Origin of the sequence: Achromobacter sp. ACRQX (assembly GCF_022346505.1) — a bacterium.
Lineage (GTDB): Bacteria > Pseudomonadota > Gammaproteobacteria > Burkholderiales > Burkholderiaceae_B > Achromobacter > Achromobacter animicus.
Map to the genome: position 1 here is coordinate 57,250 of NZ_JAKRML010000016.1, position 24,381 is coordinate 81,630.

The 24,381-nt window shown below is 66.9% G+C and carries 22 protein-coding genes and 1 pseudogene; 9 read left to right on the forward strand and 14 right to left on the reverse strand.

The annotated features are described in order from the left end of the window. Positions 1-182: 182 nt before the first annotated feature. The 3 genes from MHZ91_RS15895 to MHZ91_RS15905 all read right to left on the reverse strand — a co-directional run bounded on the left by MHZ91_RS15895 (position 183) and on the right by MHZ91_RS15905 (position 5,495). Positions 183-2,846, reverse strand: coding sequence for an AAA family ATPase (locus MHZ91_RS15895; protein WP_239214517.1), 2,664 nt, complete (start codon positions 2,844-2,846; stop codon positions 183-185). Further along, the gene (locus MHZ91_RS15900) at positions 2,843-3,970 is read right to left on the reverse strand and encodes a DNA repair exonuclease (protein ID WP_239214520.1); all 1,128 of its coding nucleotides are present in this window, start codon (positions 3,968-3,970) and stop codon (positions 2,843-2,845) included. Before MHZ91_RS15900 ends, MHZ91_RS15895 begins: the two co-directional genes overlap by 4 nt. A 223-nt stretch (positions 3,971-4,193) precedes the next feature. Continuing rightward, positions 4,194-5,495: a D-amino acid dehydrogenase gene (locus tag MHZ91_RS15905; protein ID WP_239214523.1), complete on the reverse strand. Its 1,302-nt coding sequence runs from the start codon at positions 5,493-5,495 to the stop codon at positions 4,194-4,196. Between the two features lie 135 nt (positions 5,496-5,630). Here MHZ91_RS15905 and MHZ91_RS15910 point away from each other — a divergent pair, with 135 nt between their 5' ends. The 4 genes and pseudogenes from MHZ91_RS15910 to MHZ91_RS15925 all read left to right on the forward strand — a co-directional run bounded on the left by MHZ91_RS15910 (position 5,631) and on the right by MHZ91_RS15925 (position 7,984). Next, on the forward strand, positions 5,631-6,098 hold the full coding sequence (locus MHZ91_RS15910) for a winged helix-turn-helix transcriptional regulator (protein ID WP_175121736.1): 468 nt from the start codon (positions 5,631-5,633) through the stop codon (positions 6,096-6,098). A gap of 173 nt (positions 6,099-6,271) precedes the next feature. Beyond that, a pseudogene (locus MHZ91_RS15915) lies at positions 6,272-6,910 on the forward strand (DUF502 domain-containing protein); the annotation flags it as partial. Positions 6,911-7,116: 206 nt separating this feature from the next. After that, positions 7,117-7,374 carry an RNA-binding S4 domain-containing protein gene (locus tag MHZ91_RS15920; RefSeq protein ID WP_175136648.1) on the forward strand — a complete coding sequence of 86 codons (258 nt, stop codon included), beginning with the start codon at positions 7,117-7,119 and terminating at the stop codon, positions 7,372-7,374. Between the two features lie 34 nt (positions 7,375-7,408). Further along, positions 7,409-7,984 carry a restriction endonuclease gene (locus tag MHZ91_RS15925; protein WP_175121738.1) on the forward strand — a complete coding sequence of 192 codons (576 nt, stop codon included), beginning with the start codon at positions 7,409-7,411 and terminating at the stop codon, positions 7,982-7,984. 14 nt (positions 7,985-7,998) lie between these two features. On the opposite strand, the gene MHZ91_RS15930 is transcribed toward MHZ91_RS15925, so the two are convergent. Next, entirely contained in the window at positions 7,999-8,439 is a 441-nt protein-coding gene (locus MHZ91_RS15930; RefSeq protein ID WP_239214526.1) for a nuclear transport factor 2 family protein, read from the reverse strand. A gap of 160 nt (positions 8,440-8,599) precedes the next feature. Between MHZ91_RS15930 and MHZ91_RS15935 the strand changes: the two genes are divergently transcribed. Continuing rightward, a complete protein-coding gene (locus MHZ91_RS15935) occupies positions 8,600-9,019 on the forward strand; it encodes a DUF2784 domain-containing protein (RefSeq protein ID WP_175121740.1) in 420 nt (139 codons plus the stop codon). 34 nt (positions 9,020-9,053) lie between these two features. Here the strand turns inward: MHZ91_RS15935 and MHZ91_RS15940 are convergent, their stop codons facing one another. The 3 genes from MHZ91_RS15940 to MHZ91_RS15950 all read right to left on the reverse strand — a co-directional run bounded on the left by MHZ91_RS15940 (position 9,054) and on the right by MHZ91_RS15950 (position 13,011). Further along, a complete protein-coding gene (locus MHZ91_RS15940; RefSeq protein WP_218343674.1) occupies positions 9,054-10,181 on the reverse strand; it encodes an acyl-CoA dehydrogenase family protein in 1,128 nt (375 codons plus the stop codon). Positions 10,182-10,361: 180 nt separating this feature from the next. Continuing rightward, positions 10,362-12,182: a glycoside hydrolase family 15 protein gene (locus MHZ91_RS15945; protein WP_239214530.1), complete on the reverse strand. Its 1,821-nt coding sequence runs from the start codon at positions 12,180-12,182 to the stop codon at positions 10,362-10,364. A gap of 7 nt (positions 12,183-12,189) precedes the next feature. Next, on the reverse strand, positions 12,190-13,011 hold the full coding sequence (locus MHZ91_RS15950) for an SDR family oxidoreductase (protein WP_175121743.1): 822 nt from the start codon (positions 13,009-13,011) through the stop codon (positions 12,190-12,192). A 273-nt stretch (positions 13,012-13,284) separates the two neighbouring features. On the opposite strand from MHZ91_RS15950, the gene MHZ91_RS15955 reads away from it, so the two are divergent. Both MHZ91_RS15955 and MHZ91_RS15960 read left to right on the forward strand, forming a co-directional pair. Further along, positions 13,285-14,181, forward strand: a complete 897-nt coding sequence (locus MHZ91_RS15955) for an NAD(P)/FAD-dependent oxidoreductase (protein ID WP_239214533.1) — start codon at positions 13,285-13,287, stop codon at positions 14,179-14,181. A 113-nt stretch (positions 14,182-14,294) separates the two neighbouring features. Continuing rightward, complete coding sequence (locus MHZ91_RS15960; RefSeq protein WP_239214583.1) at positions 14,295-15,350, forward strand: sensor domain-containing diguanylate cyclase; 1,056 nt, start codon at positions 14,295-14,297, stop codon at positions 15,348-15,350. 119 nt (positions 15,351-15,469) lie between these two features. Here MHZ91_RS15960 and MHZ91_RS15965 read toward each other — a convergent pair whose 3' ends face one another. Beyond that, positions 15,470-16,444 carry a serine aminopeptidase domain-containing protein gene (locus MHZ91_RS15965; protein ID WP_239214536.1) on the reverse strand — a complete coding sequence of 325 codons (975 nt, stop codon included), beginning with the start codon at positions 16,442-16,444 and terminating at the stop codon, positions 15,470-15,472. 143 nt (positions 16,445-16,587) lie between these two features. Here MHZ91_RS15965 and MHZ91_RS15970 point away from each other — a divergent pair, with 143 nt between their 5' ends. Then, positions 16,588-17,265, forward strand: a complete 678-nt coding sequence (locus MHZ91_RS15970; protein WP_239214539.1) for an aspartate/glutamate racemase family protein — start codon at positions 16,588-16,590, stop codon at positions 17,263-17,265. Between the two features lie 9 nt (positions 17,266-17,274). Here the strand turns inward: MHZ91_RS15970 and MHZ91_RS15975 are convergent, their stop codons facing one another. The 6 genes from MHZ91_RS15975 to MHZ91_RS16000 all read right to left on the reverse strand — a co-directional run bounded on the left by MHZ91_RS15975 (position 17,275) and on the right by MHZ91_RS16000 (position 23,326). Continuing rightward, positions 17,275-19,005 (reverse strand): ABC transporter substrate-binding protein, encoded by a 1,731-nt coding sequence (locus tag MHZ91_RS15975; protein WP_175136656.1) that lies wholly within the window; start codon positions 19,003-19,005, stop codon positions 17,275-17,277. A 119-nt stretch (positions 19,006-19,124) separates the two neighbouring features. Then, a complete protein-coding gene (locus MHZ91_RS15980; protein ID WP_056317261.1) occupies positions 19,125-19,433 on the reverse strand; it encodes a DUF2160 domain-containing protein in 309 nt (102 codons plus the stop codon). A 27-nt stretch (positions 19,434-19,460) separates the two neighbouring features. Next, complete coding sequence (locus MHZ91_RS15985; protein WP_175136658.1) at positions 19,461-20,273, reverse strand: carbohydrate ABC transporter permease; 813 nt, start codon at positions 20,271-20,273, stop codon at positions 19,461-19,463. Beyond that, on the reverse strand, positions 20,266-21,156 hold the full coding sequence (locus MHZ91_RS15990) for a carbohydrate ABC transporter permease (protein ID WP_175121750.1): 891 nt from the start codon (positions 21,154-21,156) through the stop codon (positions 20,266-20,268). Before MHZ91_RS15990 ends, MHZ91_RS15985 begins: the two co-directional genes overlap by 8 nt. After that, complete coding sequence (locus tag MHZ91_RS15995; protein WP_239214542.1) at positions 21,153-22,241, reverse strand: ABC transporter ATP-binding protein; 1,089 nt, start codon at positions 22,239-22,241, stop codon at positions 21,153-21,155. The genes MHZ91_RS15990 and MHZ91_RS15995 overlap by 4 nt, the downstream gene beginning before the upstream one ends. Further along, positions 22,241-23,326 (reverse strand): ABC transporter ATP-binding protein, encoded by a 1,086-nt coding sequence (locus tag MHZ91_RS16000; RefSeq protein WP_239214545.1) that lies wholly within the window; start codon positions 23,324-23,326, stop codon positions 22,241-22,243. The genes MHZ91_RS15995 and MHZ91_RS16000 overlap by 1 nt, the downstream gene beginning before the upstream one ends. 221 nt (positions 23,327-23,547) lie before the next feature. On the opposite strand from MHZ91_RS16000, the gene MHZ91_RS16005 reads away from it, so the two are divergent. Then, on the forward strand, positions 23,548-24,339 hold the full coding sequence (locus tag MHZ91_RS16005) for a DeoR/GlpR family DNA-binding transcription regulator (RefSeq protein WP_224776955.1): 792 nt from the start codon (positions 23,548-23,550) through the stop codon (positions 24,337-24,339). Positions 24,340-24,381: the final 42 nt, after the last annotated feature.

Sequence of the window (24,381 nt, forward strand, 5' to 3'; positions counted from 1 at the left end):
GCGGAGAAGGACGCCGATACACGCGCGCACGCGAGACCCGCGCGGACGGCGCGGGCAAGCATGGCGAAAGGCGTGTAAGCAGGCATCCGCACAGACTACCGGCGCCGGGCCGCAGCGTCAAGCATCGGCGGTTGTGGCCGCGCTGCTTCCCGGCACCGAGGCGCCGGAACCGGGCCGGTGCGCTAACCAATCCTGCGCTGCTCCACCCCCATGTCGCGCCATGCCTCGCCGTGGCACGTAAACATCAGGATCTGATGGCGGGTCGCGGCGTCGAACAGCGCGCGCTTCATGAAGTCGCGCCGGGCGTCGTCGGTGTGGACCAGCGCGTCGTCCAGCAGCAGCAAGGTGGGCCGGCCGGCCTCGCGCAGCAGATCGGCGTAGGCGAACCGCGCCAGGATGCCGAGCTGTTCCCGCGTACCGAAGCTGAGGGCGTCCAGCGCGTCTTCGCCGTCGCCCCGGCGCAGCGCCGTGGGCAGCAGCGCATCGTCCAGGCGCAGCGCCGCGTCGGGAAAGAGCAGCGCCAGATAGTGGTTGAGGCGGCGGGCGAGCGGCGCTTGCAGGCGTTGCGTGGCGGCGGCGCGTTTGTCGGCCAAGAGCTTTTGCAGCAGGTCCAGCGCGGCGGCGCGCCGTGCGAATTCGTCGCGGCGTCGTTGCAGACGCTCGCAGGCTGCCTGCGCTTCGGACAGGCGTTCGCCCAGGCCTTGCGCACCGGCCTGGTCCAGCTTGCCCTGCAATTGCAGGATGTCGCCGTGCCGCTTGTGCTGGGCGTCGCGTTCGATGGCGGCGGATTTTTCAAACCGCTGCACGTCCTGCTCCGCGAGTTCGGGCCGATGTTCAGCCAGCGAGGCCCGGGCCTCGCGTACGCGCAGCTCGAGCTGGTCGTGGGCGCTGCGCACTTCGGCGAGGCGGCCGGCGCGGGCGTGGCGTTGCGCCGTGCGTTCGTCGGATTGCAGTTCTGCGCCCCGGGCGGCAGCCTGCCCTTCCAGCAACTGCGCACGGGCCGTATCGGCGTCCAGCGCGCGCTGCGCATCGGCGACTGCCTTTTCCGCCTGCGCCGCAACGGCTTCGGCCTCGCGCAGGGCCTGCACGGCGTCGGGCAGATCGTCATCGCTTGTGTGGGCATCTGCGTCAGCAACCCGAATGCCGTCTTCGGTTTCCTGCACAGGCGGCAGCTTGGACAGCCTTCCCTGCAACTGCGCCAGCCGCGCCAGTGCCTCGTCGCGCTGGGTGCGCAGCGCATCCACGCCGCGGGGCGCATGAATGCTCAGCGTCTTGCGCATGCCTTCGAGTTCGCGCTGCAGCGCGTTGTAGCGCGCGTGACGCTGTTCGGCATCGGCCAGGGTGTCGACGCCCGCCCGCTTGAGCAACGCGGCGCTTGCCGACTCCGCGCGCGCCAGTTCGCGCTGCAAGGCCGGCAGGTCTTGTCCGCCCGGCTCGATTTGCAGGCGCCCCACACCGGGCAGATCGAGTTCGGCTGCGGCCGTAAGCAGGACTTCGCCCGCGCCGCTGACGGCCTTGCCGTCCAGCAGCGCCTGCGCGCCGGCATCGAGCCGATACCGCAAGCGCGTCGCGACCGCCTGTTGTTGCAACTGCAGATTTCCAAGTTCGCGGCCGGCCTTGCGCAGCGCCTCGATTTCAGCATCGGATATTTCGAGTTGGACGGCTTCTGTGCGCAACGCCGAACCTTGCTGGATCAGGTGGGTGGCTGCGACCAGGGCGCCGTCCAGGCGTTCGATTTCGGGGGTGAGCTGCGCAAGCTGCCGGTCCAGGTCGCGGCGGTCCGCCAGCGCCTGAAGCCGCGTCACGCGCCGGCGCGCGGCCTCGACTGCGGCGGCATGCGATTGCCGCTGCTGCAACGCGCGCGCCAGCGGTTCCTGCATCGCCTGCACATGGGCGTGCGCCGCGCGCGCATCCCGAAGCAGCGCCTGGTAATCGGCTTCGTCCTGTTGATCGCGGCGGACCTGATCCTGCAGCAGTGCAAGGGTCTGGGCGGCCTGCGCCTGTTCGCGTTGCAGTCCGTCGAAGGCTTCACGCTCCTTGGCCAGTGCGGCAAGGCGCGCGCGGGCCTGGACAGCCTTGGCCTCGAAATCCTTCCAGGGTTGCGCGGCCTGGGCGCGTTCATGTTCGCGCCGCAGTTCGGCCAGGCGATCGACGTCGGCATTGAGCTGGGCCATGGCCTGCCCGCATTCGTCGCGTTCGGACAAGGCGCGCGCGAGCGCGTCTTCGGCGTCTTTGTAGCTGCCCTTGGGACGGCCGTTGCGGGCGTCCAGCAGCGCGGCGCGCTCGGCCGACACGCGATCGAACAGCCGGTCGCCGTCTCCGGAGGCCAGCTCGCCGGAGAGCTGCGTCAGCGCATCGCGCAGATGCGAGCCCGCAAAGCCGGCGGCTTCGTGCAGGTTCTGGCCGTCGCCCTGGCGGATCCATAGCAGGCCCGGTACGCCAGCCAGGTCAGGTTTGCTTTGGCCGCGCCCGGGCATTTCAAAGCCCAGCAAACCGGCCAGCGCGTTTTCGGCTTCTTCGCCGTCCAGCCGCTGCGCGCCGTCGTCCACCACGAGCTCGCAGCGGGCCTTGGACAGGAACTGCTTTTTCAGGACGTAGGCGTGATCCGCGTGCGTGAAGGCCACTTCAACGCTGGGGCGCGCGCCGGATTCGCCGCGCGGCGCCAGGTCGGCGACCTTGCTGGTGCTGTAGCGTTCAAGGAAGGCGGCTCGGATGGCGGCCGCGACCGTGCTTTTGCCGGCCTCGTTGGGGCCGACAAAGAGGTTCAGGCCGTCTTGCAGTCCGTCCAGCGATAGCGGCTGGCGGAACTTGCGGAATTCTTCGAGGGCGATGCGGGAGATCTTCATTTGGCGGCTCCCGGCGTGGCGGTTTCGCGCTGGAACCGCAGCAGCAGGCGCAAGGCCTCGCTGGCCACGGCGGACTGGTCTTCGTCCGCCTGCAACGCCTGCAGTTGTGCGGCGACCTCGCCCACGTAGCCGCTGGCGCGCAATTCGGCCAGGTCAGCTTCGTCGGGTTCCAGGCGCACGCCGGACAAGTCCGGCAGCAAGGCCCGCACCTGCGCGGCGGCCTCGGCCACGGCCTTTTGCAGCGCATCCCAGGTTTCAAGGTTGACGTGCCCCTGCACGTCCAGGCGCAGCACGTCGTCTGACCGCAACGCCGCCATGCGTTCGGCCAGCGCCTGGGCATCGGTGGGCAGGCTAAGGGTTTCGGTCCAGGCGGACCAGCGGTACTTGCCGGTTGCAATGCGTTCGACCACGGGCGCGGCGCCCGGCGCGTCGATGCGCACGTCCAGGACATAACCGGGCTCGTTGCCGCGAAAGCGGTCCTGTTCCGGCGTGCCGGCATACCAGGTGCGTGTGTCAATGGACAGACAGCCGTGCCAATCGCCCAGCGCCAGATAGTCAAGACTGGCGCGATCCGCGCGGTCGGGCGCAATGGGATTGGTGGCGTCGATCGTGTCGGGCAGGCGGCCGGCAACGCTGCCATGGGCGAGGCCCACGCGGATGCGTCCGGGTGGCATTTCGAGCGTGTCGAAAGCCTGGGTGACGTCGTCGTAGGTGTGGCGTTGCGTAAGCGGCGCGGCAAGCACAGCGAGGTTGGCGTCCGGCAGGTCCACCACGCCTGTCGTAAGCGGCACATGCACGTTGGCGGGGATGCAGCCCAGTTGCATGGCGCGGCTCCAGACGCTGTCGGCAAGGGCCGCGTCGTGGTTGCCGGCGATCATTACCCAGGGCCCCGTGTAGCCGGCCATGGCGGCAAAGAGGCGGCGGATGCTGCGATCGGACACGGCCTGCGTGTCGAAGACGTCTCCGGCGACCAGCACGGCATCCACGCGGCGCTCGGCGGCCAGCATGGCGATGCGCGCGACGACCTCGAAACGGGCCTCGGCGAGCATGGCGGCATCGTCGGTTTCAAACTGGCCGTATTGGCGGCCGATCTGCCAGTCGGCAGTGTGCAGGAAATGGGTCATGCGGCGATTTTGGCATAAAGCAACGAGCCGTTTCGCGCACAGCGTGCGCAATTCAGCGCACTCAAAAACATCGCGGGCCGCATCGAAGCGGCCCGGCGGGTGTGCGTCCTACTGGCCGTGCAAGCGCCAGATCAGGCGCAGGCCGGTGAGTCGCAGTTCAGACGCGATTCGAGGCGCGGATCACGCAACCCAAGCACGCCTCGAGGTGCAGCTTAAGTCCTGCTCAAGCGCCCTTGCCGTCCAGCACCAGTTGCTGGCGGGACGCCGCGCTGCGATCGTAGCGCGACAACCCGAGCCCGTCGGTGCTGATGGCGGGGCGCTGGCCCATGACGAGATCCGCGACCAGCTTGCCGGAACCGCAAGCCATGGTCCAGCCCAGCGTGCCGTGGCCGGTATTCAGGTAGAGGTTGTTGTAGCGCGTGGCGCCGACGACCGGCGTGCTGTCCGGCGTCATGGGACGCAGGCCGGTCCAGAACTCGGCCTGGGCCACGTGGCCGCTGCCGGGGAACAGATCGTTGACCACCAGCTCCAGCGTCTTGCGGCGGGCGTCCTTCAGGCGCAGGTCGAAGCCGGACAATTCGGCCATGCCGCCCACGCGGATCCGCTGGTCAAAGCGCGTGACGGCGACCTTGTAGGTTTCGTCCAGCACCGTCGACACCGGCGCGGCGGCCTCGTCCTTCATGGGAATGGTCAGGGAGTAGCCCTTCACCGGATACACCGGCAGGTCCAGGCCGAGGGGCTCGAGAAAACCGCGGGTGTAGCTGCCGAAGGCGGCCACATAGCGGTCGGCCGTGAGGACTTCGTTGCCGACGCGCACGCCGGTGATCTGGCCGCCGGCGGTGTTTAGGCCCGTGACGCTTTGGCCAAAACGGAATTCAACGCCCAGTGCGGCCGCCATGTCCGCCAGGCGGCGGGTGAAAAGCTGGCAGTCACCGGTTTCATCATTGGGCAGGCGCAGGCCGCCGGTGAGCTTGTGCGCGGAGTTGGCGAGCGCGGGCTCGGCCGTGACGAGACGGTGGCGGTCCAGCAATTCGTAGGGAACGCCCACCTCTTCGAGCACCGCGATGTCGCGGCGCGCGGCTTCCATCTGGGCTTCGGTGCGGAACAACTGGAGCGTGCCGCGGGCGCGCTCTTCGTAGTGGATGCCGGTGGCGGCGCGCAATTCACGCAGGCAGTCGCGGCTGTACTCGGACAGGCGCAGCATGCGTTCCTTGTTGACGGCATAGCGGTCGGCCGAGCAGTTGGCCAGCATGGCGGCCATCCATTTGAGCTGGAACAGGCTGCAGTCCAGGCGGATCGCCAGCGGCGCATGTTTCTTGAAGAGCCATTTGATCGCCTTGAGCGGAATGCCGGGCGCGGCCCAGGGCGTGGAATAGCCCGGCGACACCTGTCCGGCATTGGCGTAGCTGGTCTCCTGCGCCGCGGCGGGCTGGCGGTCCAGCACGGTCACTTTGGCGCCCTGCCGGGCCAGGTAATAGGCGGTGGTGGTGCCGATGACGCCGCTGCCGAGGACGATCACATGCATGATTCTTTCCGGTATTTGGATTTGTCTGGGAATTTCGGTAGTCTATGACCCCTTCAGCAGTGAAAAACACTGAAGATTTTCCTTGGGCAGTGGTTTTTCTCGGGCCAACCTTGTTTTTCGACCGGCGTTAGTGAAATGCGCGACCTCGACCGAATTGACCTCAAAATCCTCGACATCCTGCAGCGCGAAGGCCGGATTTCGGTCACGGAATTGGCCGAGCGCGTGAGCCTGTCGGCCACCCCCTGCTCCGACCGCGTCAAGCGCATGGAGCGCGAAGGCGTCATCACGGGTTACCATGCGCGCGTCAACCCGGCGGCGCTCGGCAAGAATCTGCTTGTCTTCCTGGAGATCAAGCTGTCGGCCAAGTCGGGCGACGTCTTCGACAAGGTCAAGCAGGAACTGCTGTACGTGCCCGAGGTCATGGAATGCCACCTGGTGTCGGGCGAATTCGACTACCTGGTCAAGGCGCGCCTGTCTGAAATGAATGAATACCGCCGTCTTCTGGGCGAAATCCTGAAGCGGCTGCCCGCGTCCGCCGAGTCTCACAGCTACATCGTGATGGAGGAGATCAAGGAGACGCTCTTCCTGCCGGTGGACCGCTAGGGCCTGTTCACACTAAAAGAAGGGATGCGCCGCGCCCGGCCAGGGGCGCCCGGCCTGGGGCCCCCGGCCAGAAGCGTCCGCCTTGTTACCGATAAATCCTGCGGCGGCTGCTATGCTGCGGCCCTCCCCGGCGAGCCGATGCGCTCGTCCGACCCTAATTTTTGCTCTTGCCCATGACCCGTCTTTATAAATACTTCTTCCGCGGCCTGATCACCGTCCTGCCGCTGGCGCTGACGATCTACCTGCTGTACCTCTTTCTGGCCTGGACGGAAGGCGTGGCGCTGACGTTCCTGCGCCCCTTCATCGGCGGCTTCTATGTGCCGGGCATGGGCCTGGCGCTGGGCATCCTGGGCATTCTGGCCATCGGCTACCTGGTGTCCAAGCAGCGCGTGCAGCGGTTCCTGACCCTGGTCGAGATGCCCTTCACCAACTTGCCGGTGGTCAAGAGCATCTATTCGTCGCTCAAGAGCTTTGCGGATTACTTCTCGCCCAGTTCCAAGAACACCGCCCAGCAGGTCGTTGTCCTGCGCATCCCGGGCCAGCAGCTTGAGCTGGTGGGCCTGGTGACGCGCCGCGGCACCGACGGCCTGCCCGAGGGATTCACCCAGGGCGATCGTGTCGCCGTCTACCTGCCGATGGGCTACATGATTGGCGGCTATACGGTGTTCGTGCCGCAGGAATGGGTGCAGCCCATCCAGATGTCGGTCGAGGAAGCCATGCGCTCGTCGCTGATCGCCTGGATGGCGCGGGCAGAAACCGGCGGCATCCGCCCCGTGCCGACGGCCAGCCCGGACGCGGGCGCGGATAAGTCCGTGGCTCAGCCGGTCACGCCGCCGGTCGCCCAGCCCGCGGGCCAAACCGCCGGCTCGTCCGTTTCCCCGGCCGCCATCCCGGCCGTCTCCCCGTCCGTCGCGCCGTCCGCAGACCAGCCCGCCGCTGCGGGCAACCCGGCCAACCCGGCCAATCCGCGCACCCCCGGCAACGGCCCCGCCTGACCTCGATTTACCGAAGCACTTCCATGTCCATCATCGAATTCACGCTTGCCGAAGGCAGCCCCTACATTGAAATCAATCAGCTGCTGAAAGCGACCGGCGTCGTCGACAGCGGCGGCGCCGGCAAGATGCTGGTGGCCGACGGCCAGGTCAGCGTCGGCGGCGTAGTCGAAACGCGCAAGACGGCCAAGATCCGCGATGGTCAGATCGTCACCTGCGGCGGCGTGCGCATCGTGGTCCGCGCCTTTGCCGGCGGCCACGACGACCACGGCGACAGCGCCTGACTTCCCTATTGATCCCACCACGCCGCGAGCTGCCATGAAATTCAAGATGTCCCAGAACTCCATCTTTGCCGTGCTGCTGCGCTCGCCGTGGTGGATGAGCGCCGGCGTGGCCGTGCTGCTGAGCGCAGGCGGCTTTGCCGCGCTGCCGCTGGAGTATGCCGCGATGGGCGTCTTTGCTGCGGTGCCGTTTGCCGTGATTTCGATCATGGCCGCCTACAAGCAGCTGCGCGCGCCGTCCGGCGCCCGCGTGCAGGCGGTGACCGAAACCGTTGCCGCCATGTCGTGGGCAGACTTTTCAAAGACCGTCGAAGCCGGTTTCCGCCGCGACGGCTGTGAGGTCGAGCGCCTGCAGGCGCCCGGCGCCGATTTCGCGCTGAGCAAGGACGGCCACGTGGCCATCGTCAGCGCCAAGCGTTGGAAAGCCGCCAGAAACGGCGTGGAACCGCTGCGCGAACTGCAGGCCGTGCGCGAAAAGCGCGGCGCCCGCGAAGCCATCTACATCGCGCTGGGCGACGTGTCCGACAACGCCTTGCAATACGCCAAGGCGCAGGGCGTCTCCCTGATGACCGCGCCGGAACTGACCAAGCTGCTGCGCGACCTGAAGGTCTGATAGCCCCTGCGGTTTCAGACCACCATCACCGAACTGGCCGCGATGACGCGCCACGCCCCTGCCGTGGCACCAGGCGTCGCGCGGGCCGCCTCACCTGCCCCCTCACCCGCCGCAGCGCCCGCCCCCGAATCCGGCGCCCAGGTTCGCATGAACCGGAACGTGCCGTTGGCCGGCACGCCGTTGTAGCTGCCCGCGATGCGGGCCAGCACCGACACCACCGCGCAATCCGCGCGCGGCAGGATGCACTGTTCGGACAGGTCCAGCGCGTGGATCTTCAGCAATCCGCCGCGGTGCGCATCCAGGTCATCCTCGCGCGTGACGGTCCAGCCCATGTGATTGACGAACAGCAGGTCCGGATGCAGCAGCGCTTCCAGCGCGGCGATGTCCGAGGACAGCATGGCCTGGCGCAGCCGTTCCTCGGCGTCCTGTATGGCGGCGGTGATCGAAGCGTGCATGGCGTGGGTTCCGGGAGTATCTTGGATTGAACACGCCCGCATTCTATTCGGTCATCAGCCGTCTCGCCTTGTTGCCAATGCCGCGCACGCCACGTGCGGGCATACGCTTTAATGCACCTCCCGCCGGTTTGCGGCGCCCCGCCATTTACCCATTTCAAAGATGACCTATCGCATCCTTGCCGACCTCGTGCTGGTCATACATGGCCTGTTTGTCGCGTTCGTGGTGTTCGGCGGCCTGCTGGCGCTGTGGAAACCGCGCATGGCGTTCTGGCACCTGCCGGCGCTGGCGTGGGGTGCGATGGTGATCGGCATGGGCTGGATCTGTCCGCTGACGCCGCTGGAAGTGTCGCTGCGCGAACGCGCGGGGCAGGAAGGCTACGCGGGCGGCTTCATCGAGCACTACGTGCTGGGCATCATCTACCCCGAGGGCATCACGCGGGCGACGCAGATGCTGCTGGCGGCGGTGCTGATCGTGGGCAACATCGTCGTCTATACCGTGTGGGCGCGCCGCCGGGCCGATGTGCGCCGCGCGGCTGCGGCTGCTGCCCAAGCGCGGCAGTCCGTACAGGGCCGCTCCTGAACAACGCGAACCGCCCCACCCCTGCCCCGCGCCGCTACAGGCTGCGCGCGATCACCAGGCGCTGGATGTCGCTGGTGCCCTCGTAGATCTGGCAGACGCGCACATCGCGATAAATGCGCTCGACCGGAAAATCCTTCAGGTAGCCATAACCGCCCAGCGTCTGAATCGCCGCCGAGCAGACCTTTTCAGCCATCTCGGACGCAAACAGCTTGGCCATGGACGCCTCGGTCAATGCCGGCCTGCCCGCGTCGCGCAAGGCCGCGGCGTGCAGCACCATCTGGCGGGCCGCGTGGATCTGCGTCGCCATGTCCGCCAGGCGGAACGACACGGCCTGGTGTTCGATGATGGGTTTGCCGAAGGCTAGTCGATCGCGGGCGTAGTCGCGCGCGCATTCGAAGGCAGCCCGCGCCATGCCCACCGACTGCGACGCAATGCCGATGCGCCCGCCTTCCAGGTTGGACAAGGCGATCTTGTAGCCTTCGCCTTCTTCGCCCAGCCGCCATGCTGCCGGGATGCGCATGTCTTCAAATGCAATCTGGCAGGTGTCGGACGCGTGCTGACCGAGCTTGTCTTCCACGCGCAGCACCTTGTAGCCCGGCGTATCGGTGGGGACGATGAACGCCGAGATGCCGCGCTTGCCCGCGTCGGGGTCGGTGACCGCGAACACGATGACCGTCTGCCCGTTGCGCCCGGACGTGATGAACTGCTTGGCGCCATTGAGGATGTAGTGGTCGCCGTCGCGCCGCGCGCGGGTATGCAGGCTGCTCGCGTCGGAGCCGGCCTGCGGTTCGGTCAGCGCGAATGCGCCGATGTGTTCGCCACGCGCCAGCGGCCGCAGGAACTGCGCCTTCTGGTCGTCGTTGCCGAACTTCAGGATGGGCATGCAGCCGACCGAGTTGTGCACGCTCATGATGGTGGAGCAGGCGCCGCTGCCCGCGGCGATTTCTTCCAGCGCCACCGCGTACGAGATATAGCCGCTGTCGTTGCCATCCCACGCTTCGGGCACCAGCATGCCGAAAAAGCCCAGCTGCGCCATTTCGGCGATGGCGTCGGCGGGATAGTGGTGTTCGCGATCCCAGCGTTCGGCATTGGGCGCCAGGCGCTCCTGCGCAAACCGGCGCGCCATCTCCTGGACGCTTTGCTGTTCGTCGGTCAAAAGCATGCTTGTCTCTCCTGATGCGGCGGGCCGTCGATCGAGCCGCTGCGCGCGTTTTTTGTGGTGTGCATGACCGGCGCCGGGCGGGCGGCGCCGTGTGATTGCGAGAATACACCGGCGCGAGCCCCGGCCGGCGCGCGTTGTGCAACGCCCGCGGTGCGCCTTTTAAGCCCGCGCGGCCCGTCCCTATCCCCGCGGCGCGTCCTGTTCCGCGCGCTGCTGCGCCGGTCCCATGGCGCGGCTCAGGTTGTAGGCCGTGTTCACCAGGCCGATATGCGAAAAACCCTGCGGAAAGTTGCCCACCAGGCGGCGGCGCACGACGTCGTACTCTTCCGACAGCAGCCCCAGGTCGTTGCGCAGGGACAGCAGACGGTCGAAAAGCCGCTCCGCATCGCCCAGCCGGCCCTGCATGACGTAGGCGTCCGCCAGCCAGAAACTGCACGCCAGGAAGACGCCCTCCTCGCCCTCCAGCCCGTCGTCGGTGTCTTCGACCGAATAGCGGCGCAGCAGGCCGCCGTGCATGAGTTCCCGTTCGATCGCGTGCACAGTGCCCGCCACGCGCGGATCGCTTGCCGGCAGAAAGCCCACCTGCGGGATCAGCAGCAGGCTCGCGTCCAGCGCCGGCGATCCGTAACTCTGCACGAAGCAGCCCCGGGTGCGGTCATAGCCGTGCTCGCAGATGTCCTTGTGGATGCGTTCGCGCAGCCGGCGCCAGGCATCGACCGGCCCCTTCAGGCCCCAGCGCTCGCAGGCCTTGACCGCCCGGTCGAACGCCACCCAGCACATCACGCGCGAATGCGTGAAGGCGCGCCGTTCGCCCCGGACTTCCCAGATGCCGTGGTCCAGTTCGCGCCAGCGCTGCTCCAGCGGCTTGAGCAGCACGTTCTGCAGGCGCCAGGCTTCGGCCAGCGGCGCCAGATCCGCGACGCGGGCGGCGTAGAGCGTATCAATGAGTTCGCCGTAGATGTCGAGCTGGCTCTGCCCCGCCGCGCCATTGCCCCGGCGCACCGGCTGGCTGCCTTCGTAGCCGGGCAGCCACGGAATCTCCAGCTCGGGCAGCCAGCGATCGCCCGCGATGCCGTACATGATCTGCAGCTGATCGGGGTGTCCCGCCACCGCGCGCAGCAGCCATTGGCGCCACGCCTCGGCCTCTTCGCGATAGCCGGCGTTGAGCAAGGCGTACAGCGTCAACGCCGAGTCGCGCAGCCAGCAATGGCGGTAGTCCCAATTGCGGCTGCCGCCCAGCGCTTCTGGCAGCGACGTGGTGGGCGCCGCGATGATCCCGCCCGTCGGCTGAAACGTCAGCAGCTTCAGCGTGATCAGCGAACGCACCACGGCGTCACGACGCCCGTCGCCCGGTCCGTCCCAATGGCAGCGTTTGGCCCATTCCTGCCACCACGACACGGTGCGGTCCATGCTTTCGACGCGGTCCGGCACGAACCGGGGCGTGCGGTGCGAGCGGTGATAGGACAGTGTGAACGGCACGACGCGGCCCGGATGCAGCGAGAAACGCGCCGTGGTCTTCATGTCGTGGCCTTCGAGCTCGATGGGCGTATGCAGCTCGACCGCGTCCGGCCCCGCGATGGCGTTCAGGCCATAATCGCGCCGCCGCACCCACGGCACGCTCTGGCCGTAGTTGAAGCGCAGGATCAGCTCCATGTCCATCTGCACGTGGCCGGACTCGCCGCGCACGATGCGCACCACGTCCACGCGCTCGTCGTCGTCGCTGAGCGGCATGAAGTCGTACACCAGCACCGAGCCCGTACGGGTCTCGAAGCGGGTCTCCAGCACCGCCGTGTCGGGCACGTAGCGGCGGGACGTCGACTTGATCTTGCCGTGCGGCGCGATCAGCCAGCGCCCGTGACGCTGGTCGCCCAGCAAGGCGGCAAAGCACGCGGGCGAATCGAAATGCGGCAGGCACAGCCAGTCGATCGAGCCGTCGCGCGCCACCAGCGCGGCGGACAGCATGTTGCCGATGAGTCCGTAGTCTTCCAGGGGTTTGGACATGCGCGCCTCAGCCCGCGCCGCGGAATTCGGGGTATAGCGTCATGCCGCCGTCCACGAAGAGCGTGGTGCCGGTGACGTAGTCGGACGCATCGCTGGCCAGCCACACGGCCGCCTGTGCGATGTCCTCGGGCTCGCCGATCCGGCCGTAGGGGATGAGTTCCAGCAGTTTGGCCAGCGCCTGCGGGGTGTCCCACGCTGGCTGGTTGATCGCGGTGCGGATGGCGCCGGGCGCAATGGAGTTGACCCGGATGCGGTCGGGCGCCAGCTCCTGCGCCAGGGATTTCATCAGCAGCGAAATGCCGCCCTTGGACGCGGCGTAGTTCACCTGGAACGCCCAGGGGATCACTTCGTGCACCGAGCTGATGAAGAGGATGTTGCCCACCGAGCGGTTCTGGCGGGAGGGATCGGGCGGCTGCGTCTTGAAGGCTCGGGCCGCCGCGCGGGCGCACAGAAAGTGGCCAGTCAGGTTCACGTCGATCACGCGCTGCCAGTCCGCGAGCGTCATGTCGGCAATGGGCGACGGGTGCTCAACACCCGCGTTGTTGACCAGGATGTCCACCCGTCCGAAGTGCTGCACGGCCTGCTCGAACAGATGGTCGACGTCGGCTTCCCGGCTGATGTCTGCCGCGGCTGCGACCGCCGTCCCGCCGCTACGCTGGATCGATTCCACCACCGCCGCGCCGCGGGCTTGGGAGTCTCCGCCCGCCCGGTGGTTCACCACCACTCGCGCTCCCGCTTCGGCAAGGCCTATTGCGATGGCGCGCCCAATGCCTGAAGACGCGCCTGTCACCACGGCCACGCGGCCGTTCAGGTCAGTCGTGTGCTGCATGCCAGTCTCCTTGGCGGCCGGCGTGTGGCCGGGCTGCCGGTATAGAGGCTTTCAGGGTAGTCCCGCCCGGGGGGCCGGCGCAACCCGGCGGCGGGGAGGATGCCGCTACGCGCAGAGTGTTCTCTGGACGACTCCATGCGGCGGGGCGCTCTGCTGCAAGCAGCATTCCTGCCCGCGATCACGCAATACGCAACAACATAGGTTGCATAAGATCGCATGCGCTTCTATCATGCAACTTATCAAGTATCGTAACCACCGCGTGAGGGTCTCACCATGCACTACGACGTCATCATCATCGGCGGCAGCTTTGCCGGCCTGTCCGCTGCCATGCAACTGGCGCGCGCCCGCCGGCGGGTGTTGCTGGTCGACGCGGCCAAACCCCGCAACCGCTACGCCGCGCACGCGCACGGCTTTCTCGGGCAGGACGGCGTGCCGCCGCACGAGATCGTAGCGACCGCCCGCGCACAACTTGCCCGCTATCCGACCGTTGCCTTCCTGGACGGCGAGGCGGTCCAGGCCCAGCCGCAAGATGGCGGATTCGGCATCGTCATGGCGGACGGCAAGCAGGTACGCGGCGCGCGCCTGATCCTGGCCACCGGCATGCGCGACGAGTTGCCGCCGCTGCCTGGACTTGAGGAACGCTGGGGGCAGACGGTGCTGCACTGCCCGTACTGCCATGGCTACGAAGTCGCAGGCAATCCGCTGGGCGTGCTGGCCGCGCATCCGATGTCCGCCCATCAGGCGATGATGCTGCCCGACTGGGGGCCGACCACGTATTTCACGCAAGATCAATTCGAACCTTCTGCAGAGGACGCGCAGCGTCTCGCCGCGCGTGGCGTGCACATCGAGCGCACGCCGGTAGTCGCGCTGCTGGGCGCAGCGCCCGCCCTGGACGGCGTTGTGCTGGCCGATGGACGCGAGGTGCCGCTGCGCGCGCTGTTCGTCGCCAGCCGCGCACACATGGCCAGTCCGCTTGCAGATCAGCTGGGATGCGCGTTCGACGAGGGGCCGCTGGGGCCCGTGATCCGCGTGGACGAGCTGAAGCAGACCACGGTGCCCGGCGTGTACGCCGCCGGCGACGCGTCCACACCGATGTCGAACGCCACGCTGGCCAGCGCCTCCGGCGTCATGGCCGGCGTCTGCGCGCACCGGTCGCTGGTCATGGCGTAAGCAGTCTTTGGCCTGAACCCCAGGCCGTGCATAATGGCGGGATTGGCGGCCCGGCCTCCGGCATGGAGCACGGGCCGCAAGTTCATCCGACAACGAATCCAGGAGCAGCCGTGCTGGATCCCATCCTCGCCGAACTTTCCACCACCCTGCCCGCTGCCAAGTCAGTCGAGCAGTTGACCCGCCCGCTGCTGGACATGCTGGGCGCCGTCACCGGACTTGAATCCACCTACCTCACCGCCATCGACCTCAAGGCCGACCTGCAGCATGTGCGCTACGCGCGCAACGTGGGGCAGCTGCAGATACCGGAAGGACTGTCCGTGCCCTGGGACGACACGCTGTGCAAGCGCGCGCTGGACGAAGGCCGCATGTGCACCAGCGACGTGTCGCAATGCTGGCCGGATTCAGACGCGGCCCGGCAGTTGGGCATCCAGACCTACGTCAGCGCGCCGGTGCGCGCCGATGACGGCGCCCTGTACGGCACGCTGTGCGCCGCCAGTGCCCGGCGCCACGACATCAGCCCGCAGGCCGAAGCGGTGCTGAAGCTTTTTTCCAGCGTGATCGCCAGCTTCATCGAACGCGAAATGCTCGTTGAACAGCTGCACTCGGCCAACGTCCGGCTCATGTCCTATGCGCTGACCGACACCCTGACGGGACTGCCCAATCGGCGTGCCGTCTACGAGGCGCTGGACCGGCTGCTGGCGCGCGCCGTGCGCGAAAACGGCAGCGTGCTGGTCGGCGTCATCGATCTGGATGGTTTCAAGAGCATCAACGACACGTACGGCCACCAGGCTGGCGACCTCTTTCTGCAGGAAGTCTCGCGGCGCATGGCGGCGGCGCTGCGCGGGTCGGACATGCTGGGACGCGTGGGCGGCGACGAATTCGTGCTCATCGGGCCCGGCCCCGCGCTGACAGGCAAACGTGCCGACGAAGGCGGCGTGAGCCAACAGGCCGAGCCGGACGAGGCCGCCCGAGCGATGGAAGAACGCGTCCTGGCCGCCTCCATGGGCCGATATCGGCTGGGCGACGCCACCGTGGCCTACGAAGGCGCCAGCGCCGGCGTCGTGGCGCTGGACCCCGCGGGCCTGGACGCGGAGGCGGCTGTCCGACTGGCCGATACCCGCATGTATGAAATCAAGCACGCGCGCCGGGCGGCGCGCGTCATTCACTGATCGACCGCGCGGCGCATCTACCGTTGAAGCGGCGGCGCGCGACCATTCGTCGAAGCGCCGGCGCGCACGTTCCGGAAAGCGCGGACGCGCGGCTGTTCCTTTGGAACGCGGACGCGCGGCTATTGCAGCCGCGCCTTGAAGAACGCCGTCACCTGGGCGTTCAGCTCACGATGAAACGCCAGCCGATCAGTACCCGCCTCGTCGCGGCAGATGCCGGGCAGCGCCTCGGCCTGTTCAGGCGAGCACGGCGCCAGAAACGCGTAATGCCCCGCGCCCGCAGCCACCCGAAAATCCGGCGTGGCGCCCAGGGCCTGGCGCACGGCTTCGACGCTGGCCGGGCTGACCCCTTCGCCGCCCCGCTCCGACGCCCATAGCTGAATGGGTAGCGTCACGCGCTTGAGCGCATCGCCCGGAAACACGTTGAGCGGATCGGCAATGACCGCCGCCTTGATGCGTGGCTCCGCCGGATAGGGTTGCTGCGGCACCTTCCCGGCCGCGATGTCACGGCACATCGGCAGCGACGGCTGGTCAGCGCAGATCGCCAGCCCCGCCGCCAGGTCCGGCGCCGCGCCGGCCAGCACCAGGCCCGTATACCCGCCGCGCGAAAAGCCGAAGAAGCCGATCCTGTCGGGATCGACCCTTGCCTTGTCCGGCCACGCGCCGGTCATGTAGTCGATCAGCCTGCGCATTTCGCGGGGCCGGGTGGAAAAGATCGACAAATATCCCTGCCGCGATTTGTCCTGCGCGTTGTCGCCCACGTGGTTGATCGCCGCCACCACGAAGCCGGCATCCGCCAGCGCGGCCGCAGTGTCGTGGTGGCTGAGATACGAGCCCGCCGAGCCGTGCGACATGACGATGAGCGGATAGCGGCCTTCCGGTAGCTTGCAGCCCTGCACCCCTTGGATGGCGACGCGGCCCACCTTGATTTCCGCTGCGGGCTCGGCGCACGGTGTCCAGACCGCGCCTTGCAGGCCCGGGCCGTTCTGGTCCATCGGCAGATTCAGGCGCTGGAAGCCGGCGGCGTGCGCCGCACCGCCAGAAAGCGCCAGGACGGCAGGAATCAGAACGTGCAGAAATTTCGAGGCGTGGGTCATACGGGCAAGTTGAGGAAAAGCGTTGAATCGATTTGTCGCGCGCAGGGTATCGGCAATACCAGTATTCGGGCTTGTCTTGTTGCCGGTTTCGGCCTGCGCCAGAATGCCGCTTCGACATTCACGAAGCCCCAAGGTTTTACCCCATGCAGATTTCCTTGTTGCACACCATCGACAGCAATCCGGCGATTTTCGAGCAGGCGGCCCGCGACGCGGGATTGGCCGCCGGCGCGCTGCGCCATGCCGTGCGGCCGGCGTTCAGGATTGCCGTTGATCAGGCGCGGGCCACGGCCAGCGCGATACCCGGCAGCGTGCAGGACGACATCACGGCGGCGTTGCAGGACTTGGCGGCCGGCGCGGACGCCGTGATTGTCACATGCGCCACGCTCGGTCCCGTCGTTGACGGCATCACGGGGATAGGCGCCCCCGTCATCCGCGCGGATGAGGCGCTGGCCCACGCGGCGGCTCGCGCAGGCGCCCGCATCGTGGTGCTGTGCGCCGTCGAATCCACCCTCGCGGCCAATCGCGCGCTGTTCGAACGCCATGCGCGACCGGTCAACGCAACGGTCGACGTGCGGCTGGTGCCCCTTGCCTGGGATCTGTTCAAGCGCGGCGAGACGGCCGCATGTCTTGCTGCCGTCTCGCAAGCGGCCCGCGACGCCCAGGAAGGCGGCGCGGACGTGGTGGCATTCGCCCATCCGTGGATGGCGGACGCCGCCAGCGCCCTGCCCGCAGAGAGCCGTCCCCTGGACGGCGCCTCCGCATCCTTGGCGCTGGCGGCGCGGTTGACGGCGCCGTTGGTGGCGAAGTTGGCGGCGCCCTGAGCCTGCCGCTTACCTCACCTTCCCTGCCTTCCACGCCGACAGCAGTTGCTCGTAGGGAATCGTCTCGCCCTTCGGCTTTTCATTGGCCAGCTTCTTCCACGGCGCGTGCTGGTCCGACAGCCACTTGCTCGGATCGCTCTTGGGGTTGAGCTTGGGCGCGCACTGCGCCATGCCCGCCCGTTCAAGCCGCGCCATCACCTGATCCATTTCGTTGGCCAGGTTGTCCATCGCGGCCTGCGGGGTCTTTTCCCCTGTGACCGCGGTGGCGACGTTCTTCCACCAGAGCTGCGCCAGCTTCGGATAGTCCGGCACGTTGGTGCCGGTGGGCGTCCATGCCACGCGCGCGGGACTGCGGTAGAACTCGATCAGGCCGCCGTAGTTGGCCGCGTTCTTGGTGAAGAACTCGCTGTTGATATCGCTGTCGCGGATGAAGGTCAGGCCGGTGATGGACTTCTTGAGCGACACCGACTTGGACGTGACGAACTGCGCATACAGCCAGGCCGCCGCCATCTTGTCGGGGTTGGTGGACTTGAAGAAGGTCCACGAGCCCACGTCCTGGTAGCCGTTCTGCATGCCGTCCTTCCAATACGGGCCGTACGGCGACGGCGCCATGCGCCACTTCGGCGTGCCGTCGTCGTTCACGACCGGCAGCCCCTTCTTGGTCATGTCGGCGGTAAAAGCCGTGTACCAGAAGATCTGTTGCGCGATCTGGCCCTGCGCGGGCACGGGTCCCGCTTCCGAGAAGGTCATGCCCATGGCCTGCTGCGGCGCGAACTTCTTCATCCAGTCGATGTACTTGGTCAGCGCGTACACGGCGGCCGGGCTGTTCGTGGCCCCGCCGCGCGACACGGACGCGCCGACCGGCGTGCACTTGTCGTCAGCCACGCGAATGCCCCATTCGTCCACGGGCATGCCGTTGGGCAGGCCCTTGTCGGCCGCGCCCGCCATCGACAGCCACGCATCGGTGAAGCGCCAGCCCAGCGACGGATCCTTCTTGCCGTAGTCCATGTGGCCGTAGACGCGCTTGCCGTCGATCTCCTTGACGTCGTTCGAGAAGAACGTGGCGATGTCTTCGTACGCCGACCAGTTGGTGGGCACGCCCAGTTCATAACCGTACTTGGCCTTGAACTTTTCCTTCAGGTCGGGCCGCGCGAACCAGTCGGCGCGGAACCAGTACACGTTGGCGAACTGCTGGTCGGGCAACTGATACAGCTTGCCGTCGGGCGCGGTGGTGAACTTGGTGCCGATGAAGTCCTTCAGGTCCAGATCGGGGTTGGTCCATTCCTTGCCGGCCCCGGCCATGTAGTCGGACAGCGGCAGGATGGCGCCGTAGCGGTAGTGGGTGCCGATCAGGTCGGAATCGGAGATCCAGCCGTCGTAGATGGACTTGCCGGACTGCATGGACGTCTGCAGCTTTTCGACGACGTCGCCTTCCTGGATGAGGTCGTGATTGACCTTGATGCCGGTGATTTCGGCAAAGGCCTTGGCCAGCACCTTGGACTCGTACTCGTGCGTGGTGATGGTTTCGGACACCACGCTGACTTCATTGACGCCCTTGGCCTTGAGCTTGGCCGCAGCGTCGATGAACCATTTCATTTCGGCCATCTGCTGTTCCTTGGACAGCGACGAAGGCTGGAACTCCGAATCGACCCACTTCTTTGCCTCCGGCTCGCCGGCCCAAGCCCCTGACGTTCCGATCAGGGCGATAGCGGCCGCCATGGCGTGCATGCGCAATTTCATGACCTGTCTCCTCGATAAGTCTTCCCCTATCGTGCTGCGGACCGCTGGCCGGGGAAGACGCTGGCCGATAGTCCTTTTCCTGACTGCCCGAAACCAACGAAGGGTCTGGCGCCCTTCTCTCACCCTTTTTTCATGATGAAGGCCAGCAGCAGCATGGACAGCACGAAGCTGATCCACACCGATGGCGGCTGATCCAGCGAAAACCACTCGACCGCCTTCTGGCCAAACCCCAGAAACGCCAGGTTGAGCCAGGCTGCGGCCATCAGGCCGATGAAGAGCCGGTCGCCGCGCGTGGTGCGCAAGGGGAGAAATCCCTTGCGCTCCTGCGTGGGCGACTTCAGCTCCCAGATCGTCATGCCCACCAGCATCAGCACGATGCAGCTGAAGAACACGGCAACCGGGGTGGTCCACACCATCCAGCTGAACATGGGCACGCCCTCCTGTAGTCCCGATGCCTACACGCGGCCCATCGCGAAGCCCTTCGCGATGTAGTGCCGCACGAACCAGATGACGATGCCGCCCGGCACGATGGTCAGCACGCCCGCGGCCGCCAGCACCCCCCAATCCATGCCGGATGCCGATACGGTGCGCGTCATGGTCGCGACGATGGGCTTGGCGTTCACAGACGTGAGCGTGCGCGCCAGCAGCAGCTCCACCCAGCTGAACATGAAGCAGAAGAACGCGGCCACGCCCACGCCCGACTTGATGAGCGGCAGGAAGATCGTCAGGAAGAAGCGCGGGAACGAATAGCCGTCCACATACGCGGTCTCATCGATCTCGCGCGGCACGCCGGACATGAAGCCTTCCAGGATCCACACCGCCAGCGGCACGTTGAACACCAGGTGCGCCAGCGCCACCGCCAGGTGCGTGTCCATCAGGCCGAACGAGCTATAGAGCTGGAAGAACGGCAGCAGGAACACCGCCGGCGGCGTCATGCGGTTGGTGAGCAGCCAAAAGAACACATGCTTGTCGCCGATGAAGCGGTAACGCGAGAACGCATAGGCGGCCGGCAGCGCCACGGCCAGCGAGACGACCGTGTTGATGACGACGTAGATCAGCGAATTGATGTAGCCGGAATACCAGGCCGGGTCGGTGAAGATGGTGCGGTAGTGCTCGAACGTGAAGTCGCGCGGCCAGAGCGTCAGCGTGCTGACGATCTCGGTGTTCGACTTGAACGACATGTTCAGCATCCAGTACAGCGGCAGGATGGCGAACACCAGGTACAGCGTCAGGAAGGCGCCGCGCCACCAGGTGGATTTCTCACGCATTGCCCCGCTCCTCGTCGAAACCGCCCGTGGTGCCCGCGCGCTGCATCCAGTTGTAGAGAATGAAGCAGAGCAGCAGGATGATCAGGAAGTAGATGATCGAAAACGCCGCAGCGGGGCCCAGGTCGAACTGCCCCACCGCCTTTTGCGTCAGGTACTGCGACAGGAAAGTCGTGGCGTTGCCCGGGCCGCCGCCGGTCAGCACGAACGGCTCGGTGTAGATCATGAAGCTGTCCATGAACCGCAGCAGCACCGCAATCATCAGCACGCCGCGCATCTTGGGCAGCTGGATGTACCGGAACACGGCAAAGCGCGAGGCGCCGTCGATCCGCGCGGCCTGGTAGTACGCATCCGGAATGGCGCGCAGCCCCGCGTAGCACAGCAGCGCAACCAGCGGCGTCCAGTGCCACACGTCCATGACCAGCACCGTGACCCAGGCGTCGACGTCGTTGCCCGTGTAGTTGTAGTCCACGCCCAGCCAGGACAACGTGGCGCCGAGCAGCCCGATGTCGGTGCGGCCGAACACCTGCCAGATGGTGCCCACCACGTTCCACGGAATCAGCAGCGACAGCGCGATGATCACCAGCACGGCCGACGCGCGCCAGCCGCTGGCCGGCATCGACAGCGCCAGCAGGATGCCCAGCGGAATCTGGATCAGCAGCACCGCAAACGAAAACCCGATCTGCCGGAACAGCGCGCCGTGCAGTTCCTCGTCCTGCAGCACCGCGGCGAACCACTCGGTGCCGACGAACACGCGGCGCTCGGGCGAAATGATGTCCTGCACCGAATAATTGACGATGGTCATCAGCGGCAGGATGGCCGAGAACGCCACGCACAGCACAACCGGCATGACCAGGAACCAGGCCCGGTGATCGGTGGGTTTCATCGGATCAGTTCCTCGTCGCGGTAGAAGCAGGTGTGCGGGTTGAGCACGGACAGCCACACCGTGGCGTCCTTGCCGCCGGCCACGACGTTGCTGCCCAGGCGGGCGCGCACCGGCGTGCCTTCAAAGTCAGCCACCAGCAGCGTGTAGGTGCCCACGTCCTGCACGCGCTCCACGCGCATGGGCACGGCGCCAGCCGTCCCGGGATCGGTCACGCGCAGGTATTCCGGCCGCACGCCCAGCTTGACGGGGCCCGCGCCTTCCAGCTTGACGGCCAGCTCGGCCGGCACGCCTTGCAACCGGTGCTGGCCCACCCTCAGCGCGCCGTCGCGCCACTGCGCCGGCAGGAAGTTCATGCCCGGCGACCCGATGAAATGGCCCACGAAGGTGTGCGCGGGCCGTTCGAACAGATCATCCGCGCTGCCCACCTGCACGGCGCGGCCGCGCGCCATGACCATCACCTGGTCTGCGAAGGTCAGCGCTTCGGTCTGGTCATGCGTCACGTAGATCAGCGTCAGCTTGAATTCGTGATGAATCTCCTTGAGCTTGCGGCGCAATTCCCACTTGAGCTGCGGGTCGATCACGGTAAGCGGTTCGTCAAAGAGAATCGCGGACACGTCGCTGCGCACCAGGCCGCGGCCCAGCGAGATCTTCTGCTTGGCATCCGCCGTCAGCCCGCTGGCCCGGCGGTCCAGAACGTTGGACATTTCCAGCATTTCGGCGATGCGGCCCACGCGCTCGCGGATGCGATCGGGCGCAACGCCCCGGTTGCGCAGCGGAAACGCCAGGTTCTCCGCGACCGTCATGGTGTCGTACACCACCGGAAACTGGAACACCTGCGCGATGTTGCGCGCCTGCGGGGTCTTGTCGGTGACGTCCTGTCCGTCGAACAGGATGCGCCCATGCGAGGGCCGCAAGAGACCCGACACGCAATTGAGCAGCGTGGTCTTGCCGCAACCCGAAGGCCCGAGCAAGGCATAGGCCCCGCCGTCGCGGAAGGTGAACTGCAACGGCAAAAGCGCGTAGTCGTCGTCGGACTTGGGATGGGCGACGTACGAATGGGACAGGTCCAGCTCGATCTGCGCCATCAGGCCACCTCCCCCGCCCCCGCCGGCTGCCGGGGCGCCACGAGCAGCGCGCCGTCCGGGCCAAAGGCGTAGGTCTGCGCGGGGTCGAAATACAGCCGCACGTGCTCGTCGAGCGTGTAGCGGTGCACGCCGGGCAGTTGGGCGACCACGTCGCCGGCGGCCGTCTCGGCGTGCACGAAGGTGTCGGACCCGGAGATCTCGGCCAGCTTGACCCGACCGGGCAGCTCGACGTGACCGGGCCGCGATTCCACATCCAGCGCGCCGGCGCGCAGACCGGCCGTGATTTCGGCGTCCGCGCCCGCCGGCAGCGCGCGATCTACCGCCACGCCGCCCTGCAGCACGAACCCGCCGTTATGGCGGCGGGCGGCGAACAGGTTCATGGGCGGGTCGCTGAAGGCGCGGGCCACGCGGATCGAATTGGGCCGGTGAAAAACCTCGGCCGTGGGGCCGTATTGCAGCAGTTCGCCTGCGTCGAGCACTGCGGTGTGGCCGCCGAGCAACAGCGCCTCGCCCGGTTCGGTGGTGGCGTAGACCACGGTCGACCGCCCCTGCGCGAACAATTCCGAGAGTTCGTCGCGCAATTCCTCGCGCAGTTTGTAGTCCAGATTGACCAGGGGTTCGTCCAGCAGGATCAGCGGCGCATCCTTGGCCAGCGCCCGCGCCAGCGCCACCCGCTGCTGCTGCCCGCCCGACAGTTCGGACGGATAGCGGTCCAGCAAATGGTCGATGTGCAGCCGCGCCGCCATGGCGTGGACTTTTTCACGCGTGTCGCGCTCGCCGCGCAGCTTGAGCGGCGAGGCGATGTTGTCGTAGACCGACATGGACGGATAGTTGATGAACTGCTGGTAGACCATCGCCACGTTGCGCTGGCGGACGGGCACGCCGGTGACGTCGGCGCCGTCGACCCGCACGTGGCCCTCGGAAGGCCGGTCCAGCCCGGCCATGATGCGCATCAGCGAGGTCTTGCCGGCCAGGGTGGCCCCCAGCAGGACGGTCATGGCTCCCGGAACCGGGGCCAGGCTCATGGGATACAGGTGCGTCTGCGAGCCGGCCCGCAAAGCTATCCCGTCCAAGGTCAGCTGCATCTAGTCTCCTCAACCTACTTATACGTCCCTGTTTTCTACGGACTTCGGTATTCGGCACAGCGTCCCAGCTTGCGCGCCCCCACGTTCCCGCGCGGGCGCAACACGATGAGCATACTCTTTCAGATGGCTTTCGTTTTTTGTGCGTTTTACTGAAGAAGCGAACAAAAAACAATCTTGCGGTGCGTCATTATTTTTCGCTTTTGTTGTTTTATCATTCGAACATGACACTGAATCCACGACAGAGCGCGCTGATCGAAATGGTGCGGGCCCAGGGCTCGGCCTCGATCGAAGAGCTTGCCAAACGTTTCGACGTCACGCTGCAGACCGTGCGGCGGGACGTCAACATCCTTTCGGAAGCCGGCCTCTTGTCGCGCTTTCATGGCGGGGTGCGCATTGAAGCCTCCACCATCGAGAACATCGCCTACCGCAAGCGCCAAGGGCTGCACGCCGCGGGCAAGCAGCGCATCGCCGAAGCCGTGGCCCGCGCCGTGCCGGACGGCTGTTCGCTGATCCTGAACATCGGCACCACCACCGAGGCCATTGCGCGCGCGCTGCTGCGCCATCGCGGACTGCGCGTCATCACGAACAACCTGCACGTGGCCGACATCCTGTCCGACAACCCGGATTGCGAAGTCATCGTCGCCGGCGGCGTGGTGCGCTCGCGCGACCGCGGCATCGTCGGCGAAGCCACGATGGATTTCATCCGCCAGTTCAAGGTCGACATCGGCCTGATCGGCATTTCGGGCATCGAGGCCGACGGCACCCTGCGCGACTACGACTTCCGCGAAGTGCGCGTGGCGCGCACGATCATCGAGCAGTCGCGCGAGGTCTGGCTGGCCGCCGACAGCAGCAAGTTCAAGCGCCAGGCCATGGTGGAACTGGCGCATATCTCGCAGATCGACCGCTTCTTCACCGACGCGCATCCGCAGGAACCGCTGGCACAAGTGTTGCTGGACGCCGGCGTGCGCTGCGACGTCGCCGCCGCGCCCCACGTCCCCAAACCTACACCCTGACCCGAGCGCCGCCGCGGACGCATCGTCCGCGCAAGCCCCGCC

What these genes read in the sequence shown, in the direction of transcription:
- MHZ91_RS15895 (WP_239214517.1), bottom strand. Translation starts at nt 2,846, where the DNA reads ATGAAGATCTCCCGCATCGCCCTCGAAGAATTCCGCAAGTTCCGCCAG.
- MHZ91_RS15900 (WP_239214520.1), bottom strand. Translation starts at nt 3,970, where the DNA reads ATGACCCATTTCCTGCACACTGCCGACTGGCAGATCGGCCGCCAATAC.
- MHZ91_RS15905 (WP_239214523.1), bottom strand. Translation starts at nt 5,495, where the DNA reads ATGCATGTGATCGTCCTCGGCAGCGGCGTCATCGGCACCACCACCGCC.
- MHZ91_RS15910 (WP_175121736.1), top strand. Translation starts at nt 5,631, where the DNA reads ATGCGCGACCTCGACCGAATTGACCTCAAAATCCTCGACATCCTGCAG.
- MHZ91_RS15920 (WP_175136648.1), top strand. Translation starts at nt 7,117, where the DNA reads ATGTCCATCATCGAATTCACGCTTGCCGAAGGCAGCCCCTACATTGAA.
- MHZ91_RS15925 (WP_175121738.1), top strand. Translation starts at nt 7,409, where the DNA reads ATGAAATTCAAGATGTCCCAGAACTCCATCTTTGCCGTGCTGCTGCGC.
- MHZ91_RS15930 (WP_239214526.1), bottom strand. Translation starts at nt 8,439, where the DNA reads ATGCACGCTTCGATCACCGCCGCCATACAGGACGCCGAGGAACGGCTG.
- MHZ91_RS15935 (WP_175121740.1), top strand. Translation starts at nt 8,600, where the DNA reads ATGACCTATCGCATCCTTGCCGACCTCGTGCTGGTCATACATGGCCTG.
- MHZ91_RS15940 (WP_218343674.1), bottom strand. Translation starts at nt 10,181, where the DNA reads ATGCTTTTGACCGACGAACAGCAAAGCGTCCAGGAGATGGCGCGCCGG.
- MHZ91_RS15945 (WP_239214530.1), bottom strand. Translation starts at nt 12,182, where the DNA reads ATGTCCAAACCCCTGGAAGACTACGGACTCATCGGCAACATGCTGTCC.
- MHZ91_RS15950 (WP_175121743.1), bottom strand. Translation starts at nt 13,011, where the DNA reads ATGCAGCACACGACTGACCTGAACGGCCGCGTGGCCGTGGTGACAGGC.
- MHZ91_RS15955 (WP_239214533.1), top strand. Translation starts at nt 13,285, where the DNA reads ATGCACTACGACGTCATCATCATCGGCGGCAGCTTTGCCGGCCTGTCC.
- MHZ91_RS15965 (WP_239214536.1), bottom strand. Translation starts at nt 16,444, where the DNA reads ATGACCCACGCCTCGAAATTTCTGCACGTTCTGATTCCTGCCGTCCTG.
- MHZ91_RS15970 (WP_239214539.1), top strand. Translation starts at nt 16,588, where the DNA reads ATGCAGATTTCCTTGTTGCACACCATCGACAGCAATCCGGCGATTTTC.
- MHZ91_RS15975 (WP_175136656.1), bottom strand. Translation starts at nt 19,005, where the DNA reads ATGAAATTGCGCATGCACGCCATGGCGGCCGCTATCGCCCTGATCGGA.
- MHZ91_RS15980 (WP_056317261.1), bottom strand. Translation starts at nt 19,433, where the DNA reads ATGTTCAGCTGGATGGTGTGGACCACCCCGGTTGCCGTGTTCTTCAGC.
- MHZ91_RS15985 (WP_175136658.1), bottom strand. Translation starts at nt 20,273, where the DNA reads ATGCGTGAGAAATCCACCTGGTGGCGCGGCGCCTTCCTGACGCTGTAC.
- MHZ91_RS15990 (WP_175121750.1), bottom strand. Translation starts at nt 21,156, where the DNA reads ATGAAACCCACCGATCACCGGGCCTGGTTCCTGGTCATGCCGGTTGTG.
- MHZ91_RS15995 (WP_239214542.1), bottom strand. Translation starts at nt 22,241, where the DNA reads ATGGCGCAGATCGAGCTGGACCTGTCCCATTCGTACGTCGCCCATCCC.
- MHZ91_RS16000 (WP_239214545.1), bottom strand. Translation starts at nt 23,326, where the DNA reads ATGCAGCTGACCTTGGACGGGATAGCTTTGCGGGCCGGCTCGCAGACG.
- MHZ91_RS16005 (WP_224776955.1), top strand. Translation starts at nt 23,548, where the DNA reads ATGACACTGAATCCACGACAGAGCGCGCTGATCGAAATGGTGCGGGCC.